General features: G+C 67.8%; 19 protein-coding genes. 16 read left to right on the forward strand and 3 right to left on the reverse strand.

Going from position 1 to position 18,132, the window contains the following annotated elements; all coding sequences use genetic code 11:
• Positions 1-5: 5 nt before the first annotated feature.
• Positions 6-377 (reverse strand): DUF411 domain-containing protein, encoded by a 372-nt coding sequence (locus IDM46_RS06690; RefSeq protein WP_185115288.1) that lies wholly within the window; start codon positions 375-377, stop codon positions 6-8.
• A gap of 334 nt (positions 378-711) precedes the next feature.
• On the opposite strand from IDM46_RS06690, the gene IDM46_RS06695 reads away from it, so the two are divergent.
• Positions 712-1,356: an NAD-dependent dehydratase gene (locus IDM46_RS06695; RefSeq protein WP_185115190.1), complete on the forward strand. Its 645-nt coding sequence runs from the start codon at positions 712-714 to the stop codon at positions 1,354-1,356.
• On the opposite strand, the gene IDM46_RS06700 is transcribed toward IDM46_RS06695, so the two are convergent.
• Together IDM46_RS06700 and IDM46_RS06705 are read right to left on the reverse strand one after the other, a co-directional pair.
• Positions 1,341-2,114 (reverse strand): glucose 1-dehydrogenase, encoded by a 774-nt coding sequence (locus tag IDM46_RS06700; protein ID WP_185115191.1) that lies wholly within the window; start codon positions 2,112-2,114, stop codon positions 1,341-1,343. The two genes, IDM46_RS06695 and IDM46_RS06700, sit on opposite strands and share 16 nt — an antisense overlap.
• A 213-nt stretch (positions 2,115-2,327) precedes the next feature.
• Entirely contained in the window at positions 2,328-2,792 is a 465-nt protein-coding gene (locus IDM46_RS06705) for a hypothetical protein (RefSeq protein ID WP_182821214.1), read from the reverse strand.
• Positions 2,793-3,003: 211 nt separating this feature from the next.
• Between IDM46_RS06705 and hemN the strand changes: the two genes are divergently transcribed.
• The 15 genes from hemN to IDM46_RS06780 all read left to right on the forward strand — a co-directional run bounded on the left by hemN (position 3,004) and on the right by IDM46_RS06780 (position 18,132).
• Positions 3,004-4,413, forward strand: coding sequence for an oxygen-independent coproporphyrinogen III oxidase (gene hemN, locus IDM46_RS06710; RefSeq protein WP_185115193.1), 1,410 nt, complete (start codon positions 3,004-3,006; stop codon positions 4,411-4,413).
• A 19-nt stretch (positions 4,414-4,432) separates the two neighbouring features.
• The gene (locus IDM46_RS06715; RefSeq protein WP_223878047.1) at positions 4,433-5,191 is read left to right on the forward strand and encodes a helix-turn-helix domain-containing protein; all 759 of its coding nucleotides are present in this window, start codon (positions 4,433-4,435) and stop codon (positions 5,189-5,191) included.
• Positions 5,192-5,335: 144 nt separating this feature from the next.
• Entirely contained in the window at positions 5,336-7,663 is a 2,328-nt protein-coding gene (locus tag IDM46_RS06720) for a nitric-oxide reductase large subunit (RefSeq protein WP_185115194.1), read from the forward strand.
• Between the two features lie 3 nt (positions 7,664-7,666).
• The gene (locus tag IDM46_RS06725; RefSeq protein WP_182821208.1) at positions 7,667-8,908 is read left to right on the forward strand and encodes an NnrS family protein; all 1,242 of its coding nucleotides are present in this window, start codon (positions 7,667-7,669) and stop codon (positions 8,906-8,908) included.
• Positions 8,909-8,911: 3 nt separating this feature from the next.
• Entirely contained in the window at positions 8,912-9,319 is a 408-nt protein-coding gene (locus tag IDM46_RS06730; protein WP_182821206.1) for a SirB2 family protein, read from the forward strand.
• A gap of 48 nt (positions 9,320-9,367) precedes the next feature.
• Positions 9,368-10,906 (forward strand): copper-containing nitrite reductase, encoded by a 1,539-nt coding sequence (nirK, locus tag IDM46_RS06735; RefSeq protein ID WP_223877920.1) that lies wholly within the window; start codon positions 9,368-9,370, stop codon positions 10,904-10,906.
• A 3-nt stretch (positions 10,907-10,909) separates the two neighbouring features.
• Positions 10,910-11,680, forward strand: coding sequence for a formylglycine-generating enzyme family protein (locus IDM46_RS06740; protein WP_182821204.1), 771 nt, complete (start codon positions 10,910-10,912; stop codon positions 11,678-11,680).
• Positions 11,677-12,252 carry an SCO family protein gene (locus tag IDM46_RS06745; protein WP_182821202.1) on the forward strand — a complete coding sequence of 192 codons (576 nt, stop codon included), beginning with the start codon at positions 11,677-11,679 and terminating at the stop codon, positions 12,250-12,252. Before IDM46_RS06740 ends, IDM46_RS06745 begins: the two co-directional genes overlap by 4 nt.
• Before the next feature lie 271 nt (positions 12,253-12,523).
• Positions 12,524-14,026: a cytochrome-c oxidase, cbb3-type subunit I gene (ccoN, locus tag IDM46_RS06750; protein WP_182821200.1), complete on the forward strand. Its 1,503-nt coding sequence runs from the start codon at positions 12,524-12,526 to the stop codon at positions 14,024-14,026.
• A gap of 1 nt (position 14,027) precedes the next feature.
• Positions 14,028-14,699 carry a cytochrome-c oxidase, cbb3-type subunit II gene (gene ccoO / locus IDM46_RS06755; protein ID WP_182821198.1) on the forward strand — a complete coding sequence of 224 codons (672 nt, stop codon included), beginning with the start codon at positions 14,028-14,030 and terminating at the stop codon, positions 14,697-14,699.
• Positions 14,696-14,839 (forward strand): cbb3-type cytochrome c oxidase subunit 3, encoded by a 144-nt coding sequence (locus tag IDM46_RS06760; protein WP_182821196.1) that lies wholly within the window; start codon positions 14,696-14,698, stop codon positions 14,837-14,839. The genes ccoO and IDM46_RS06760 overlap by 4 nt, the downstream gene beginning before the upstream one ends.
• On the forward strand, positions 14,836-15,780 hold the full coding sequence (ccoP, locus tag IDM46_RS06765; protein ID WP_185115195.1) for a cytochrome-c oxidase, cbb3-type subunit III: 945 nt from the start codon (positions 14,836-14,838) through the stop codon (positions 15,778-15,780). The genes IDM46_RS06760 and ccoP overlap by 4 nt, the downstream gene beginning before the upstream one ends.
• Before the next feature lie 41 nt (positions 15,781-15,821).
• Positions 15,822-16,073, forward strand: coding sequence for a hypothetical protein (locus IDM46_RS06770; RefSeq protein ID WP_182823695.1), 252 nt, complete (start codon positions 15,822-15,824; stop codon positions 16,071-16,073).
• On the forward strand, positions 16,073-17,626 hold the full coding sequence (locus IDM46_RS06775) for a 4Fe-4S dicluster domain-containing protein (RefSeq protein WP_185115196.1): 1,554 nt from the start codon (positions 16,073-16,075) through the stop codon (positions 17,624-17,626). The genes IDM46_RS06770 and IDM46_RS06775 overlap by 1 nt, the downstream gene beginning before the upstream one ends.
• Entirely contained in the window at positions 17,626-18,132 is a 507-nt protein-coding gene (locus IDM46_RS06780) for a FixH family protein (protein ID WP_182821189.1), read from the forward strand. The genes IDM46_RS06775 and IDM46_RS06780 overlap by 1 nt, the downstream gene beginning before the upstream one ends.

Consider the following 18,132-nt stretch of genomic DNA (forward strand, 5'->3'; position numbering starts at 1 on the left):
GCCTGCTACTCGCCGTGGCGCGCGTAGACCGACGTCGTGCCGTCGCGCGCCACCAGTTCGACCACGAACGGCTGGACGCGTCCGTCCGGCATTTCCATGCCCGGGGATCCGGCGGGCATGCCCGGCAGCACAAGCCCCTTCGCATCCGGCTTCTCAGCCAGCAGGCGCTTGATGTCCTCCGCGGGCACGTGACCTTCGATGAAGAAGCCGTCGATCTCGGCGGTATGGCAGGACCCCTTGCCAAACGGAACGCCAAGCGACTCCTTGACCGGGCCCATGTCGTCGACGTCGCGCACTTCGATTCCGAAGCCGGCGGCGCGCATGTGGTCGATCCACGCGCTGCAGCAGCCGCAACTCGGACTCTTGTGCACCAGCATCGTGGGCAACGCGGCTGGGGCGGGCGCGGCTGCGACCGCAGCGACACGGGGCGCATCCTGCGCCGCGGGTACGCCAGCATTGCTGCATGCGAGCAGCGCCAGCGGCAGGAGGCCCAGCAGGGCGCGCGGTGGCAGGCGGAGGGTAGGGCGATGCATGGTCATGTCTCCTGGGTGGGCGGGCGCCCCGCGGATGCGCTTGGGATGCCGCTGGCTGGCAGCCAGTGTGGACCCTTGAGCAAGGTCAAGGGTCAAGCGCTCGCGCACTAACGTGACAAGAGACATTGAATAGATGATGTAAACTTCTGTTAATAAAGACAATTTGTATGGGAATCCAATGAAACTGCTGCTGTTCGGCGCGACCGGTCTGGTCGGTGGCGAGGTGTTCCGGCTGGCCATTGCCGATCCACGGATCTCTGCGGTGACCGCTCCGGTGCGACGCGAACTACCGGCGCAGGCAGGCCTGGTGTCGCCCCGCGTCGATTTCGAACAGCTGCCGGAAGACGCGCACTGGTGGCAGGCGGACGCCGTGATCTGTGCGCTCGGGACCACGCTGCGCGCAGCCGGATCACGGGATGCGTTCCGCCGCGTCGACCACGCGTATCCACTCGAGGTCGCGCGGATCGCCAGGCGCCATGGGACACCCACGTATGTACTGAACTCCGCGATGGGCGCCGATCCCGCGTCCAGGTTTTTCTACAACCGGGTGAAGGGCGACCTGGAGCGTGATCTGGCGCGGATAGGCTTTCCGTCACTGACCTTCGTGCGGCCGGGGCTGATCGGTGGGGAGCGCAATGAGGTGCGGGTCGGCGAACGGGCCATGGCGGCCGTGCTGCGCATCGCGGCACCCGTGCTTCCGCCACGCTTGCGGATCAACCCCGCCACCAATATCGCCAGCGCGATGCTCGAGGCCGCGGTTGCGGCAGCCGCGGGCACGCATGTGATTTCGAGCGCGGAGCTGGCGGTTCAGCGTGCCGTATAGCCACCGTCGATGACGAGTTCCGAGCCGGTCACGAACTTCGCTTCGTCCGAGGCCAGGTAGACCACGCCCCAGGCGACGTCGTCGGGCTCGCCGACATGGCCCAGTGCATGCAGCTTGCCGAGTTCCGCGCGCGCGACGTCGAGGTCGGTCGCCCCGCTGGCGACGAGGAGATGGGCCACCAGTGGCGTCCAGATGAAGCCCGGGTGCACCGAATTGACGCGGATGCCGTCCGCCGCATAGAGCAGGGCGTCAGTCTTGGCCATCAGCGTGACCGCGCCCTTGGACGCATGGTAGGGCGGCAGGTCCGGCGCGCCGACCAGCCCGTAGATGGACGACAGGTGGATGATGCTGCCGGCACCGGCGCGGCGCATGTGCGCAAGCACATGCTTGGTGCAGAAGAACACGCCCTTGACGTTGACGTCCTGCACGCGGTCCCACTCGGCCTCGCTGACCTCGTGGGTGGGCTTGTTGATGCCGGCGATACCGGCGTTGTTCACCAGCACGTCGACGCTGCCAAAGTGCGCTGCGACCTCGTCCACTGCCGCGCGAACCGAGGCCTCGCTGGAAACGTCCACGTGCCAGTACTCCGCGTCGTGGCCCGACGCCCGCAGCTCGTCCCTGAGCGCGCTTCCGTCGTCGTCGAGAACGTCGAACAGAGCGACGCGTCCGCCTTCCTCCGCCAGTCGCAGCGCGCACGCGCGACCGATGCCGAGCGACGCCCCGGTGACGATGCAGGTCTTGCCAAGGATGCGCTTCATGCGTGCTCCGGCTGCTCCAGCAGTGGAGACATGATCCAGGCAACGGGAAACTGGGCGGAGGCAGGCAACGTTTTGCGTCCCGGGGACCATGTCACTGGCCATACCGCACTTCGCATAATGCACATTATGTAAATACACGCAGGTTTTTCGGACCGGCCCAGTGTCGCCGGCGCCCTTGGCGCACGAGCAATGCAGTGCCACGAACACGCCCCGCTACTTGCACGCCTCGTAGACCTGGTCGTCGAGCCTGCGCAGCAGATCATGTGTGCGTTTGAGGCCCACGCGGCGCAGCGTGGCGTCGCGGCGCGCCTTGGCGGTGTCGCAGCCGTGCCGGTTACCGGTGCCGCGCGTTGTCCGGTATCCCGGCACCGATCCGCCAGCGCGTGGCGCCAGCGACTGCAGGTAGCGTGAATTCGCATCATCCTGCTGGCGACGGCGCTCGAGTTCGGCGGCACGCTCTGGCGTCATGACCTCGGGCGTGGCGTCATATGACGCCGCCTGGCGCTGGCCGTCCGGACAGGCGCCGCTGGTGATCGTGATGTGTCCATCGCGGCCCACGCATTTCTGCACCGTCTGTGCCAATGTCGGCGTCACGGTGGCCAGCGCCATCGGCAACAGCAGGCCGGCAAGCGCTTTCGGGACAAACGGGTACCGCTGCGGAATCCTTTCCATGGCCATGCTGGCGCGTCCTTGTGTCAATCCCCGGGATGCGTCACCGCGACTGCGACCGCCTCGCGGAAACGCCCGCGCAGCATGTCACCGATCATGAACCGCTGCAGGGCATCGCCATGCCGACGGCGCCGCCCCGAGCGCCTGCAGCCCGGCGGCTCCGCTCCAGGCCTTGACCACGATCAAGGTACCCTCCTCCACTCGCGGACAAGATGTCGCCATGGACGCCTCCCTCCCCTTCAATGCCGAGCTCCTGCGCCGCTACGACCGCCCGGGCCCGCGCTACACCTCGTATCCGACCGCGCCGCAGTTCAGCGCCGCATTCGGCGAGGCCGAGCTGCGCGAAGCGGTGGATGCCAGCAACGGCGACCCGATCCCGCGCCGGCTGTCGCTGTATGTCCACGTTCCGTTCTGCGTCAGCCCCTGTTTCTACTGCGGCTGCAACCGCATCATCACCCGCGACAAGTCGCGCGCCGAGGGCTACCTGGCGCGCCTGTACCGGGAGATCGACCTGGTCGCGTCGCTGTTCGACCGCGACCGCGAAGTCGTGCAGCTGCACCTCGGCGGCGGTACGCCGAACTTCATGGCGCCCGGACAACTGGCGGAGCTCGTCGACACGCTGCGCCGCCAGTTCCATTTCGCGCGGCCCGAGGAAAGCGACATCTCCATCGAGCTCGACCCGCGCTTCGTCTCGCCGGCCGACATCGCCGAGCTCGGCAGCATCGGGTTCAACCGCGCGAGCTTCGGGGTACAGGATTTTGATCCGCTGGTGCAGGAAGCCGTCAACCGCATCCAGTCGGTGGAGGAAACACGCGCGGTGGTCGAGGCCTGCCGCGCCAGCGGCTTCCGATCGGTCAACGTCGACCTGATCTACGGCCTGCCGAAGCAGAACCCGGCCGGTTTCGCGCGCACGCTCGACACGGTGCTCGAGATGCGCCCGGACCGCCTGGCGGTCTACGGCTATGCGCACATGCCCGACCTGTTCCGCGCGCAGAACCAGATCGACGCGGCAGACCTGCCCAGTGCGGAGGAGAAACTCGGCCTGCTCGAGCTGGCCATCACGCGCCTCTCCGCCGGTGGCTACGAATACATCGGCATGGACCACTTCGCGCTGCCCGACGACGACCTCGCCATGGCGCAGGCGCGCGGCAGCCTGCACCGCAACTTCATGGGCTACACCACCCACGCCGACAGCGACCTGGTCGGCCTCGGCGTCAGTGCGATCAGCCATATCGGCGACACCTTCAGCCAGAACCCGCGCGACCTGCCCGGCTGGCAGATCGCGATCGACGAAGGCCGGCTGCCGGTGTTCCGCGGCATGCGCCTCAGCGCCGACGACATCCTGCGCGCGGATTTGATCCAGCGCCTGATGTGCCAGGCGGAGGTGCCGGTGGATGCGCTGGAGCGCCGCCACGACATCGTGTTCGCGGAGTATTTCGCGGCCGACATCGAGCGCCTGCGCCCGCTGCAGGATGACGGACTGGTGCGTCTCGAGCCGGACCGGATCGTGGTGACCGCGCGCGGTCGCCTGTTGTTGCGTAATATTGCGATGTGCTTCGACCACTACCTCCCCGCCCCCGACGCCACGCCGGCCGATACTTCGCGCCCGCGCTTCTCCCGCGCCATCTGAGCCTGCGGGTGGCGATCGCGTGAGCAAGGTCGCGTTTCCGCGCCTCGATGCCAGCGTGCTGGCAGACGACGGCGACGACTACCGCTTCTGCTCCACCTGCGCCTTTTCCCAGGCGTGCTTGGCGGAGGGCATGGACAAGGCCTCATTGGGCGACCTGCACATGCTGGTGCAGCATGTGGGTCCGCTGCATGCCGGGGAACACCTGTTCCGCACCGGTGATCCGTTCGAGGCGATCGCGGCGGTGCGCGCCGGCACGGTCAAGACCTATGTCATCGACCGCAACGGCCGCGAACACGTGCTCGGGTTCCACCTGCCGGGCGAGGTGATCGGCCTGGACGGCATCGATGGCGACACCTATCCCTGCAATGCGGTGGCTCTGGACACGGTGATGCTCTGCCGGTTCTCGTTTCCGCAGATCTCGGTGCTCGCCGCGCGCCTGCCCGGGCTGCAGAAGCACCTGTTCCGGCTGCTCAGCCGTGATATCGGCCGCGCCGCCCTGCTCTCCGGAGACTGGAGCGCGGACGAGCGGATGGCGGCGTTCCTGGTGGGGATTTCGCGGCGCCTTGCCGCGCGCGGGTTCTCGCCCGACCGTTTCCAGCTGACCATGGCACGCACCGACATCGCCAATTACCTGCGCCTCGCGCCGGAAACGGTCAGCCGTGTGCTCAAGCGCCTGCAGGACGATGGCCTGCTTGGCGTCGACCGCCGCGAGCTGGAGATCCTCGACCGCAAGCGGATCGAGGCGCTGGCCGCGCCGGTGCTCTGGACGCAGGCCTGAGAGCCAGGCCCCCTCGGCAAGCAGCGGGTCGCCATGGTGCCCCGCGACGGATCCACGATACGCATGGCGGCACGCTTGACCTGGGTCATGGCGGCTGACCCCGCGTCGAGAAGATGATCCTCCCACTTAAACGCGGAGGGCGTCATGGGGACCTATCGAAAGCTCTGGCTGGGACTGGCAATACTGCTGGTCTCTTCGTTTTCCGTGCTGCTGTGGGCGGGAGGCGAGATTTTCCGCGCCGCGCCGCCCATGCCCGAACAGGTGGTGTCGGAGAGCGGCCAGGTCGTCTACACCCGCGCCGATATCGAACGCGGCCGCCAGGTCTGGCAATCCATCGGCGGCATGCAACTGGGCTCGATCTGGGGTCACGGCGGCTACGTCGCCCCGGACTGGAGCGCGGACTGGCTGCACCGCGAAGCGGTCGGCGTGCTCGACCTGTGGACGCGCGAGGCCGGTGGAACGACCTGGGCCGAGTTGCCCGCAGTTGAACGCACCAGCCTGCAGGGGCGCCTGCAGGAATCCATCCGCCGCAACACCTACGATGCGGCCACCGGCACGATCACCCTCGATGCCGACCGCGTGTCGGCGATCACCGAGGTGGCTGCGCACTACGTAAGCCTGTTCGGCAACGATCCGGCCACCGCGGGCCTGCGCGAGGCCTACGCGATGAAGAACGACACCGTGCCCGACGCCGACCATCGGCGCTCGCTGACGGCGTTCTTCTGGTGGACGTCCTGGGCGGCCACCACCGAGCGGCCCAGCGAAATCGGCGACGGCATGGTGCCGGAGAAGTCCGGCGTGGTACCGCAGCAGGTCACCTACACCAACAACTGGCCCAGCGAGCCGCTGGTCGGCAATCGCCCGGCCGCGCCGCTCTGGGTCTGGTCCGCCTTCAGCGTGCTGTTCCTGATCGCCGGCATCGCCCTGCTCGGCTGGTGGCATGCAGTGAGCCACGACAGGGAGGAGCGCGGTCACGCCATTCCGGCAAGCGACCCGTTCGCGGCGCTGCGCCTGACGCCGTCGATGCGCGCGGTGGCCAAGTATTTCTGGCTGGTGCTGGCGCTGTTCCTGGTGCAGATCCTGCTGGGCGCGATCACCGCGCATTACCAGGTGGAAGGCCAGGACGCGTACGGCTTTGCCCTTTCCGAGATCCTGCCCTACTCGCTCTCGCGCACCTGGCACACGCAACTCTCGGTGCTCTGGATCGCGGTCGCCTGGCTTGGCACCGGCCTGTACATCGCGCCACTGCTGTCGGGCCATGAACCGAAGTTCCAGCGGTTCGGCGTCAACTTCCTGTTCTTCTCGCTGATCATCATCGTGGTCGGCTCGTTCGCCGGCCAATGGTTCGCGGTGATGCAGAAGCTGGGCCTGGAGCACAACTTCTGGTTCGGCCACCAGGGCTGGGAATACGCCGACATGGGCCGTTTCTGGCAGTGGTACCTGTTCATCGGCCTGTTGCTGTGGGTGGCGCTGGTGGGTCGCGCGCTGTGGCCCGTGTTGCGCAACCGCGACAACGAGTCGCGGCACATCGTCGGCCTGATGTTCATGGCCACCGCGGCGATCGGCCTGTTCTTCGCCTCGGCGCTGATGTGGGGCGAGCACACGCACATTTCCGAGGTCGAATACTGGCGCTGGTGGCTGGTGCACCTCTGGGTCGAAGGCTTCTTCGAAGTGTTCGCGACCGCGGTGATGGCGCTGATCTTCACCAAGCTGGGCCTGCTGAAGACGTCCACGGCCACGGTCGCGGTGCTGTTCGCCACCATCATCTTCATGGCCGGTGGCGTGCTGGGCACCCTGCACCACCTGTACTTCGTCGGCACGCCGACCGCGGTGGTGGCGCTGGGCGCGAGCTTCTCGGCGCTGGAAGTGGTTCCGCTGGCCTACATCGGCTTCGAGGCCTACCAGACCTGGAAGCACGGCAAGGCCACGCCGTGGATGGCGCGCTACCGCTGGCCGGTGATGTTCTTCATCGCGGTGTCGTTCTGGAACCTGGTGGGCGCGGGCCTGTTCGGCTTCCTGATCAACCCGCCGCTCTCGCTGTACTACATGCAGGGCCTGAACCTCACGCCGCTGCATGGCCACACCGCGCTGTTCGGCGTGTACGGCATGCTCGGCATCGCGCTGATGCTGTTCTGCCTGCGTGGCCTGCGCGGGCAGATGGTCTGGGACACGCGGGCCCTGAAGGTCTCGTTCTGGTGCCTCAACATCGGCCTGGCGCTGATGGCACTGCTGACACTGCTGCCGCTGGGTACGATGCAGCTGCTGGCGGCGATCGAGCACGGCTATGCCCATGCGCGTTCGGCCGAGTTCATGCAGCGGCCGATCGTCGACCTGCTGGTGTGGATGCGGGTCCCGGGCGATACAATCTTCAGCGTGGGCGCGTTCGCCCTCAGCTGGTTCGTGCTCAGGCTGTGGATCGCGCCGCGACGCGATCCGGCGCTGCTGCCCGGCACAGACACGGAGGTGGCTTGAGCCATGGGTGTTGCCCCCACCACGGCACGCAACGGCGCCACGGCACCGCTCGCGAGGCTGGCCATCGCACCGCACCGGCTGCTGTTTTTCATCGGTACCGGCAACCTGCTGCTGGCGATGGCATGGTGGACGGCGTGGCTGGTCTCCGCGCGCTGGCCACAGCTGCTGCAGATGCACCAGCCCGATCCCTACGCGGGTTGGCTGCATGCGCTGGTGATGCAGTACCAGATGCTGCCGAGCTTCATCTTCGGCTTCCTGCTGACGGTATTCCCGCGCTGGATGGCGCTGCCCGATGCGGCCCGCTGGCATTACGTGCCGGTCGGCCTCGGCCTGTTCGGTGGGCAGGTCGCGACACTGATGGGCGCACTGGGGGCGCCGGCCGGCATCGAGGTGGGGGTGATCATGACCCTGGCCGGATGGACCGCGGGCCTGTGCTTCCTGGGTGACCAGGTGGTGCGCGAGCGCGGCACCACCTGGCATGCGCGCTCGTGCTTCGCGGCGCTGGTGCTGGGGTGGATCGGCATCGCGGCGTTCGCGGCCACCCTGCTGGGGGCGTCGCCGCAGTGGGTATTCGCCAGCATCAAGATCGGGACGTTCGGGCTGCTGCTGCCCGTCTACCTGACGGTGGCGCACCGCATGTTCCCGTTCTTCGCCGCCAACGTGGTGCCCGGCTACGTGCCATGGCGCCCGCTCTGGCTGCTGGCGGCGTTCTGGGTGTTTAGCCTCATGCACCTGGGGCTCGAGCTGGTGCACGCATATGCCTGGCTGTGGCTGGCCGACCTGCCACTGCTGGCGCTGTCGCTGACGGCCCTCTGGCGCTGGTGGCCGCGCGGTCCGAAGCCCGGGATCCTCGCGGTGCTGTTCCTGGCCCTGGCATGGCTGCCGGCCACGTTCGCACTGTATGCGGCGCAGAGCCTGGTCTACCTCGCCGGCGAAGGCTTCATCCTCGGGCGCGCGCCGGCCCATGCCCTGTTTGTCGGCTTCTTCGGCAGCGTGCTGGTGGCCATGGTGACGCGCGTCACCCAGGGCCACTCGGGGCGGAAGATCGAGATGCCCAAGGTGGCCTGGATCGCGTTTGCCGGGATCCAGCTGGTGACGGTGGCGCGCATCGCCGCGGATCTCGCAGACGACTCCGGTGCGTGGTGGACGCTGGCCGCCGCGGGCTGGCTGGTGGTGCTGGCGCCGTGGGTGGCAAGGCTCGGCGGCATCTATCTGTCACCGCGTGCCGACGGAAAACCCGGCTAGGCCATGATCGAGTTCTATCCGCAGATCAAGTCGGTGCACGTGGCCACGGTCGTGGCCAGCGGCCTGCTGTTCGCCGTGCGCGGATTGCTGGTGCAGGTCGGGCAACCGCGCCTGGCCCTCGCCGCCCCCGTGCGCTACCTGAGCTACACCATCGACACCACGCTGCTGACCGCCGCGCTCATGTTGCTGACCATCCTGCCGGGCGCCATGTTCGCCAACGGCTGGCTGGTGGCCAAGATCGTGCTGCTGGTCGCCTACATCGTGCTTGGCGCCCATGCGCTGCGCCGTGGGCGGTCTGCGCGCGTACGCCTCGCCTGCTACGTGGCGGGGTTCGCTTTGTTCGGATTCATCTATACCATCGCACGAGCCCACCACCCGGCGGGCTTCTTCTGGCTGTTGTTCGCAGGTTGACCGGCGGCGGCGCCAGGAGGCGAGTCGACCACCACAAAGGGGCTACCCATGCAGGGTGCAGTGCGCAAGATCTCGATCCTCGTTGCGGCCCTGGCCGTGTTCTCAATGATCGGCTGCGACGGTGGCGACCGCACCCCGGCCGCGGCCAAGTCCGGACAGGCCGCGGCCCCGGGCAAAGGCGATACCGGCGGCTCGCGCAAGGGCGACTTCGGTCCGCCGCAGGGCGAGCCGATCAAGGCCGTCCTGACGTCTCCGCCGCTCGTGCCCCCGGCCACCGGCCGCAACCATCCGGCCAAGGTCATCGTCGAGCTGGACGTCATCGAAAAGGTGATGCCGATCTCGGAAGGCGTCGACTACACCTTCTGGACCTTTGGCGGCACCGTGCCCGGCAGCTTCATCCGCGTGCGACAGGGCGATACGGTCGAATTCCACCTGCGCAACATGCCCGACAGCAAGATGCCCCACAACATCGACCTGCACGGCGTGACCGGGCCGGGCGGCGGCGCGGCTTCGAGCTTCACGGCTCCCGGCCACCGCACCCAGTTCACGTTCAAGGCGCTCAACGCCGGCCTCTACGTCTACCATTGCGCCACCGCGCCGGTGGGCATGCACGTGGCCAACGGCATGTACGGACTGATCCTGGTCGAGCCGCCGGAGGGTCTGTCGAAGGTCGACCGCGAGTACTACGTGATGCAGGGCGACTTCTACACGACCGGCAAGTACCGCGAGAAAGGCCTGCAGCCGTTCGACATGGAGCGGGCCATCGACGAGAACCCGACCTACGTGCTCTTCAACGGGTCGGAAGGTTCGATCGCCGGCGACAACGCGCTGATGACCAAGGTCGGGGAGACCGTGCGCCTGTACGTCGGCAACGGAGGCCCCAACCTGATCTCAAGCTTCCACGTGATCGGCGAGATCTTCGACAAGGTCTGGTACGAGGGCGGCACGCACTTCCAGGAAAACGTGCAGACCACGCTGATCCCGGCGGGTGGCGCGGCGATGATGGAATTCCACATGGAAGTCCCGGGCAGCTACGTGCTGGTCGACCACAGCCTGTTCCGCGCTTTCAACAAGGGCGCGCTTGGCATCCTCAAGGCCGACGGACCCGAGAACAAGGAGATCTACTCCGGCCTCGAGGTCGACGAGATGTACATCGGCGATCGCGCCCAGGGCAACCTGGCCGCCGTGGCCACGGCCGCGGCCGCGCAGAAGACCGGAGATCTCACGGTCGAGGAGCAGATCGCGGCCGGCAAGGCGCTGTTCGCCGGCACCTGCTCGACCTGCCACATGCCCAACGGCGAAGGCATGGCGGGCGTGTTCCCCCCACTGGCCAAGTCGGACTACATCGCCGCCGACCCGACGTCGGTGCCGCGCGTGATCCTGCACGGGCTGGAGGGCAAGGTGACGGTCAACGGCACCGACTACAACTCGATCATGCCGCCGATGGCGCAGCTGACCGACGACGAAGTCGCCAACATCTCCACCTACGTGCTCAACACCTGGGGCAACCCCGGTGGCAAGGTCACCAAGGCCGAAGCCGCGACCATCCGCAAGGCCAAGCCCGCCAACGCCTCCGCCGGCCACTGAGCCATGCGCCGCCTCGCCGCGCTGCTGCTCCTGCTCCCGCTCGCCGGCCTCGCCGCCGGCGTCGGGGAGTACGTGAAGCTGCCCGGCGGGGCGTTCCGCACCGCACTGAAGTACGAAGACCGGACCGGACCCACGCGCATCGCGCCCTTCGAGATGATGCGCACCCCGGTCAGCAACGCGCGGTTCCTCGCGTTCGTCCGCAAGCATCCGCAATGGCGGCGTGACCGCGTCGCCTCGGTGATGGCCGAACCGCGCTACCTGTCGCACTGGGCGGGTGCGACCACGCTCGGCGATGCCGTGCGACCGGAACAGCCCGTGGTGCAGGTCAGCTGGTTCGCCGCGCAGGCCTACTGCGAGGCCGAAGGCGCGCGGCTGCCGACCTGGGACGAATGGGAGTACGCGGCGGCCGCCGACGAGACCCGCCGTGACGCCCGGCGCGATCCGCGCTGGCGCGAGCGCATCCTGTCCTGGTACTCGCGCCCGTCCAACGCCGCATTGCAGCGGGTCGGATTGCAGGCGCCGAATGCCTATGGCGTGCAGGACCTGCACGGCCTGGTCTGGGAATGGACCGAAGACGCGTCGGCGCTGATGATCGCCGAGGACAACCGCAACCAGGGCGACGCCGACAACGCGCGCTTCTGCGGGGCCGGTGCACTGTCGATGGACGACCGCGACAACTATGCGGTGCTGATGCGGGTGGCCATGCTGTCCTCGCTCGGTGCACGCGACACCACCGCCAACATGGGCTTCCGTTGCGTGAAGGACCTGCCATGAGCAAGTTGCTGGCGACCCTCCTGGGACTGCTCCTGGCGCTGGCCTGCACGCCCGCGTCCGCGGCGCAGCTACCGAAGGACTCCGTGTACGCGCTGCCGCTGCCGCTGGTGGACCAGGACGGACGCGCGTTCGACTGGCGCGAGCGGCGCGGAAAGGCCCAGCTGGTGTCGATGTTCTATACCTCGTGCCAGTACATCTGCCCGCTGATCGTCGACAGTGGCAAGGCCATCGAGCGGCAACTGTCTGCAAGCGAACGCGCCCGCCTCGGCCTGCTGCTGATCAGCATGGATCCTGCGCGCGACACGCCCGCCGCCCTCGCGAAAGTGGCCACCCAGCGCAAGCTGGACGCCACGCGCTGGACCTTGGCCCGGCCGCGGCCACAGGACGTACGCAGCATCGCCGGGCTGCTTGGCATCCGCTACCGGCTGCTGGAAGACGGCGAGTTCAACCACACCAGTGCGCTGGTGCTGCTCGATGCGGAGGGCCGGATCATCGCCCGCACCGAGCGCATGGGGAGCCGGCCGGACCCCGAGTTCCTCGCCGCGGTCAAACGCGCACTGGCGACGGATTGACCCACGCCGGCCGCGGCCCCCATGGCCCGCGGCCCGGAGTCCGCAGCGGCGCGGGGCCGTGGGACGGATCGTTGCCGTTTCCGCCCGGCCGGGACGTGCCCTTCCCCGTGGCGGACGCCTATAATGCGCGGTGCTGCATGCGTCGCCCTTGTGTCTGCCGGCCCATGCGCCAATCCTCCGCCGCGAACAAGCCGGCAGCGCTTTGATCACGATCAATGCCGGGCCCGCCCCCGTAGCGGAAAATAAACAACAGCAACCAAGGTCACCGCACATGTCCTCGACCCCCGCCACAGCTCCGGCCACGGCCGCATTCGGCCCGGATGCCGCCAGGTCCGGCTATTACAACGACAAGGTCGTGCGCCAGTTCACCGTCGCCACTGTCTTCTGGGGCATCGTCGGCATGGCCGTGGGCGTCTTCATCGCCGCGCAGCTGTACTGGCCGACCCTCGGCGAAGGCATCCCGTGGCTGAGTTACGGCCGCCTGCGCCCGCTGCACACCAACGGCGTGATCTTCGCCTTCGGCGTCTGCGCGCTGTTCGCGACCAGCCTCTACGTCGTGCAGCGCACCTGCCATGTCCGGCTGATCTCCGACAAGCTGGCATCGTTCGTGTTCTGGGGCTGGCAGCTGGTGCTGGTGCTGGCGGTGATCACCCTGCCCATGGGCCTGACCCAGGGCAAGGAATACGCCGAACTGGAATGGCCCATCGACCTGCTGCTGACCGTGGTCTGGGTCGCCTACGCGGTGCTGTTCTTCGGCACCATCGCCAAGCGCCGCGTGTCGCACATCTACGTCGCCAACTGGTTCTTCGGCGCGTACATCGTCACCGTCGCCATCCTGCACATCGTCAACAACATCGCCATCCCGTCGGGCCTCGGCAAGTCCTACCCGGTATACAGCGGCGCGGTCGATGCGATGGTGCAGTGGTGGTACGGCCACAACGCCGTCGGCTTCCTGCTGACCACGGCGTTCCTGGGCATGATGTATTACTTCGTGCCCAAGCAGGCCGGGCGCCCGGTCTACTCCTACCGCCTGTCGATCGTGCACTTCTGGGCGCTGATCGCGGTCTACATGTGGGCCGGTCCGCACCACCTGCAGTACACCGCCCTGCCCGACTGGGTGCAGTCGGTGGGCATGGTGTTCTCGCTGATCCTGCTGGCGCCCAGCTGGGGCGGCGCGATCAACGGAATCATGACGCTCTCCGGCGTCTGGTACAAACTCCGCACCGATCCGATCCTGAAGTTCCTGATCGTCGCGCTGTCGTTCTACATGATCGCCACCTTCGAGGGGCCGATGATGTCGATCAAGACGGTGAACTCGCTGTCGCACTACACCGACTGGACCGTCGGCCACGTGCACGCCGGCGCGCTGGGCTGGGTGGCCATGATCACCATCGGCTCCATCTATTCGCTGATGCCGCGCATCCTCGGCCTGAAGGAGATGTACTCGGTCAAGTGGATCGACACGCACTTCTGGCTGCACACCATCGGCGTGGTGTTCTACATCGCATCGATGTGGATCGCCGGCGTGATGCAGGGCCTGATGTGGCGCGCGACCAACGCCGACGGCACGCTGACCTACAGCTTCGTCGAGTCCCTCAATGCCACCTACCCCTACTACCTCGTGCGCTTCGGCGGCGGCCTGCTGGTGCTGACCGGCATGTTCCTGATGGCCCTCAACACCTGGAGGACGTTCCAGATGGCCAAGGCCCCGGCGCCGCAGCCGGTGCTCGCGCCCGATCCTTCCAGCGCCCGCGCTTCGACCCAGGCTGCCTGACATGAGCGAAAACAAGATTCCCCCGCCGCCCAATGCCCACGAAAAGGTCGAGAAGAACGTCGGCCTGCTGATCGGCCTGATCGCCGTGGCCGTGTCCTTCGGTGGACTTGCCGAGATCGTGCCGCTGATGTACCAGGCCGAGACCATCGAGCCGCTGCCGGGCGTGGAACCCTACCCCGCCCTGGAGCTCGCCGGGCGCGACATCTACGTCCGCGAGGGCTGCTACAACTGCCACTCGCAGATGGTGCGCACCCTGCGCTTCGAATCCGAGCGTTACGGCCACTACTCGCTGGCCGGCGAGTCGGTGTATGACCGTCCGCACCAGTGGGGTTCCAAGCGCACCGGTCCGGACCTGGCGCGCGTCGGTGGCCGTTATTCGGACGACTGGCATCGCGTGCACCTGGTTGATCCGCGCGCGGTGGTGCCCGAGTCCAACATGCCGTCCTTCCCCTGGTTGGCCAATGCACAGGTGAACGCCGCGACGATCGCGCGCAACATGCGCAACCTGCAGCGCCTCGGCGACCCGTATAGCGACGAGGACATTGCCGGCGTGGCCGAGGCGGTGGCCGGCAAGACCGAGCTCGATGCCATGGTGGCCTACCTGCAGGGCCTCGGGCGCCATGCCCCGACCGCGGCCGCCGTGTCCGCCGCGAAGGCGGAGGCCGCGCCATGATCGGCGGATTTGTCACGCTCGCCCTCCTGCTGCTGTTCGTGGGCGGCTGGATCTGGATCTGGCGACCTTCGCTCAAGGCCCAGTTCGATGCAGCCGCGCAGCGGCCCCTTGAAGACGATTCCCAGGAGCCCGCTCAATGACCACCGGTTGGAGCATCTACGTCATCGCGCTGGTCGTGCTCAACATCGCCGGCCTCTGGGCCCTGCTGGCCTGGACCAGCCGCCGCCGCCCGGGTGATCCCAAGCCGGAGGACACCAGCCACGTCTGGGACGAGGACATCACCGAGTACAACAAGCCGCTGCCGCGCTGGTGGATCATCGGCTTCTACCTGACCATGGTGTTCGCCGTCGGCTACCTGCTCTGGTATCCGGGCTTTGGCAACTTCAAGGGGTTTGGCAACTGGACCTCGTCCGCCGAGCATGACGCCGACAAGTCCAGGCAGGACGCGGTCCTCGCCGAGACCTTCAGGCCCTATGACGGTCGCGCCATCTCCGAGCTCGCTGGCGATCCGCGCGCGGTGCAGCTGGGGCGCGCGATCTTCGCCAACACCTGCGCCACCTGCCATGGCTCCTCGGCGCAGGGCGCGGTGGGCTACCCCAACCTGACCGACGATATCTGGCACTGGGGCGCCTCGGAGGCACGCGTGCTCGAGAGCATCCTCGACGGTCGCCAGGGCGTGATGCCGGAATGGGGCACGGTGCTCACCGGCATGGGCGGCGACAACGCCGTGCTTTCGGTGGCCACCTACGTGCGCGCGCTGGCGGGTGAGGTCCCGGCGAACGACTTCTTCGCCGCCCAGGGCAAGGGCCTGTACGAAGGCGTCTGCGTGGCCTGCCACGGCATCGACGGCAAGGGCAACCAAGACCTGGGCGCGCCCGACCTGACCGACGCCTACGCCATGTACGGCAACTCGGTGCAATCGATCATGGAAACCATCAACAAGGGGCGCCACGGCGTCATGCCGGCGCATCGCGAGCTGCTTGGCGAGACCCGCTCGCGGCTGGTGGCCTCCTATGTGTGGTCGCTGTCCAACCCCACCGGTCCCGAGCCGACCCAGGGCCAGCCGCTGGGCGCGCAGTGAGCAACCTCCCCGGCCCCGGGTTCGACCATCCGCCGCGCCCCATGGCGCAGCGGGTCGGCGCGATCCTGTGGCCGAGCTTCTTCGCCGCGGGCGTGGCGACGATGGTGTTCTCCGCCTTCGTCGACCCGCTGATGCTGCGTGACATCACCTTCCCCGATGTCGAGATCAGCCGCAGCCTGGGCTACTCGATCGCGTTCTTCATGTTCTGGGTCGCCACTGCGGCGTCCAGCCTGTTCACGTGGTTCCTGCTTCGCCCGGCCAGCCGGTTCAACAAGGCGCTCCCCCCAGACTGATGAACCGTCGTATCCCCCTGGAGCTTGCCGGCGACGATGGCGGCTCGATGTATGTCAGCGAGCGCAAGGTCTACCCGCGCGAAGTCTCCGGACGCCTCAACACCCTGCGCGTGGCCGCCGTGTTCTGGCTGCTCGGCATGTTCTACGTGTTCCCGTGGCTGCGCTGGGACGGCCGCCAGGCGGTGCTGTTCGACCTGCCGGCGCGCAAGTTCCACGTCTTCAGCCTGACGTTCTGGCCGCAGGACTTCCTGTTCCTGGCGCTGCTGCTGATCATCGCCGCGCTGGCGCTGTTCTTCTTCACCGCGCTGGCCGGGCGCCTGTTCTGCGGCTACGCCTGCCCGCAGACGGTGTGGACCGAAGTGTTCCTGTGGATGGAGCGCTGGACCGAGGGCGAGCGCAACAAGCGCATGCGCCTCGACGCCGGCCCATGGACGCGCGAGAAGTTCCTGCGCAAGGGTGCCAAGCACGCGCTGTGGCTGGTGTTCGCGTTGTGGACCGGCTTCACCTTCGTCGGCTTCTTCACCCCGATCACCGACCTGGCCGCGCGCCTGCCCACCCTCGCCTGGGGTGGCTGGGAGACGTTCTGGGTGCTGTTCTACGCGCTAGCCACCTGGGGCAACGCCGGTTTCCTGCGCGAGCAGGTGTGCAAGTACATGTGCCCGTACGCGCGCTTCCAGAGCGCCATGTTCGACCGCAACACGCTGATCATCGCCTACGACCCGATGCGCGGCGAGCCGCGCGGGCCGCGCAAGCGTGGCCTGGGCAGCGTGCTGCAGCGCGCCCGCGGCCTGCTGGACCAGATCACCGCCTACGACTACGTGTTCCGCGCCGCGCTGCACCCGACCGCGGCCGACAACCGCGTGCAGGCCGCCGGCACCATCTCGCTTGGCGGCATGGGCGAGGTAGCGGAGCCCCTGCCGAAGTTCGACACCGCCGAACTCGGTGACTGCATCGACTGCACCCTCTGCGTGCAGGTCTGCCCGACCGGCATCGACATCCGCAACGGGCTGCAATACGAGTGCATCGCCTGTGGCGCCTGCATCGACGCCTGCGACGACGTCATGGACAAGATGGGCTTCGAGCGCGGCCTGATCCGCTACAGCACCCAGAATGCGATCGACAACAAGCCCACCCGCGTGCTGCGGCCCCGCGTGTTCGTCTACGGCATCCTGCTGCTGGCGCTCACCGTCGCCTGGGTGGTTGGCGTGGGCATGCGCAGCCCGCTGATCGTCGAGGTGCTGCGCGACCGCAATGCGCTCTACCGCGTGGTCGGCGACGGCCAGGTCGAGAACGACTACACACTCAAGATCGTCAACAAGAGCGACGATGCCCGCGCCTACCGCATCGTCGTCGAAGGCGGCGCGCCGGGCATCGAGCTGCGCGGCCGCGGCCTGGACGCGGTGCGCGCCGATGCCCAGCAGGTGATCAGCGTCCCGGTGGTCATCGCCGCTCCCGACTCCCTCAAGGGCCGCCACGCGCTGAGTTTCCGCGTCGAGACCATCGACGGCGAAGCCAGCGAAACGGTCGACAGCAGCTTCTTCGGACCCATGTGATGACAGACGACCGCAAACGCCCCTTCTGGCGCGAACCGATGATGTGGCTGGTGATCGGCCTGCCGCTGGCGTCGGTTGTCGCCGGCGTGATCCTCGTGGGCCTGGCGACCCGCGACTCAAGCGATGCGGTGGGCGACGTGGTCCAGCGCACCGCGCAGATCCAGGTCTCCGACCTGAGCCCCGACGCCCGCGCCCGCGACCTCGGCCTGAGCGCCATCATCCGCGTCGACGAAGGCTATGTGGAAGTGCTGCCGGTGACCGGCCAGTTCGACCGCGGGCAGCCCCTGCGCATCGTGCTGCGCCACCCCTCCCTGGCGGCGTCCGACGTCGAACTGCGCGCCGCGCCCGGCGAGTACGGCTGGCGTGCCGAGGCCGGGATCGGCCTCGACCACGACTGGAAGCTCGAGCTCATGCCCGAAGGCATGGCCTGGCGCCTGCAGGGACGCCTGCCGAAAGGACAGCGCGCGGCCCACGTGAAGCCGGCCTTCTCCGGCGAGCAGGAGTGA

The sequence above is a fragment of the Luteimonas sp. MC1825 genome (assembly GCF_014764385.1).
Lineage (GTDB): Bacteria > Pseudomonadota > Gammaproteobacteria > Xanthomonadales > Xanthomonadaceae > Luteimonas.

Bases quoted from the DNA above. Each gene is read 5' to 3' on its own strand.
- IDM46_RS06690 (WP_185115288.1), bottom strand. From the start codon at position 377: ATGCTGGTGCACAAGAGTCCGAGTTGCGGCTGCTGCAGCGCGTGGATC.
- IDM46_RS06695 (WP_185115190.1), top strand. From the start codon at position 712: ATGAAACTGCTGCTGTTCGGCGCGACCGGTCTGGTCGGTGGCGAGGTG.
- IDM46_RS06700 (WP_185115191.1), bottom strand. From the start codon at position 2,114: ATGAAGCGCATCCTTGGCAAGACCTGCATCGTCACCGGGGCGTCGCTC.
- IDM46_RS06705 (WP_182821214.1), bottom strand. From the start codon at position 2,792: ATGGCCATGGAAAGGATTCCGCAGCGGTACCCGTTTGTCCCGAAAGCG.
- hemN (WP_185115193.1), top strand. From the start codon at position 3,004: ATGGACGCCTCCCTCCCCTTCAATGCCGAGCTCCTGCGCCGCTACGAC.
- IDM46_RS06720 (WP_185115194.1), top strand. From the start codon at position 5,336: ATGGGGACCTATCGAAAGCTCTGGCTGGGACTGGCAATACTGCTGGTC.
- IDM46_RS06725 (WP_182821208.1), top strand. From the start codon at position 7,667: ATGGGTGTTGCCCCCACCACGGCACGCAACGGCGCCACGGCACCGCTC.
- IDM46_RS06730 (WP_182821206.1), top strand. From the start codon at position 8,912: ATGATCGAGTTCTATCCGCAGATCAAGTCGGTGCACGTGGCCACGGTC.
- nirK (WP_223877920.1), top strand. From the start codon at position 9,368: ATGCAGGGTGCAGTGCGCAAGATCTCGATCCTCGTTGCGGCCCTGGCC.
- IDM46_RS06740 (WP_182821204.1), top strand. From the start codon at position 10,910: ATGCGCCGCCTCGCCGCGCTGCTGCTCCTGCTCCCGCTCGCCGGCCTC.
- IDM46_RS06745 (WP_182821202.1), top strand. From the start codon at position 11,677: ATGAGCAAGTTGCTGGCGACCCTCCTGGGACTGCTCCTGGCGCTGGCC.
- ccoN (WP_182821200.1), top strand. From the start codon at position 12,524: ATGTCCTCGACCCCCGCCACAGCTCCGGCCACGGCCGCATTCGGCCCG.
- ccoO (WP_182821198.1), top strand. From the start codon at position 14,028: ATGAGCGAAAACAAGATTCCCCCGCCGCCCAATGCCCACGAAAAGGTC.
- IDM46_RS06760 (WP_182821196.1), top strand. From the start codon at position 14,696: ATGATCGGCGGATTTGTCACGCTCGCCCTCCTGCTGCTGTTCGTGGGC.
- ccoP (WP_185115195.1), top strand. From the start codon at position 14,836: ATGACCACCGGTTGGAGCATCTACGTCATCGCGCTGGTCGTGCTCAAC.
- IDM46_RS06770 (WP_182823695.1), top strand. From the start codon at position 15,822: ATGGCGCAGCGGGTCGGCGCGATCCTGTGGCCGAGCTTCTTCGCCGCG.
- IDM46_RS06775 (WP_185115196.1), top strand. From the start codon at position 16,073: ATGAACCGTCGTATCCCCCTGGAGCTTGCCGGCGACGATGGCGGCTCG.
- IDM46_RS06780 (WP_182821189.1), top strand. From the start codon at position 17,626: ATGACAGACGACCGCAAACGCCCCTTCTGGCGCGAACCGATGATGTGG.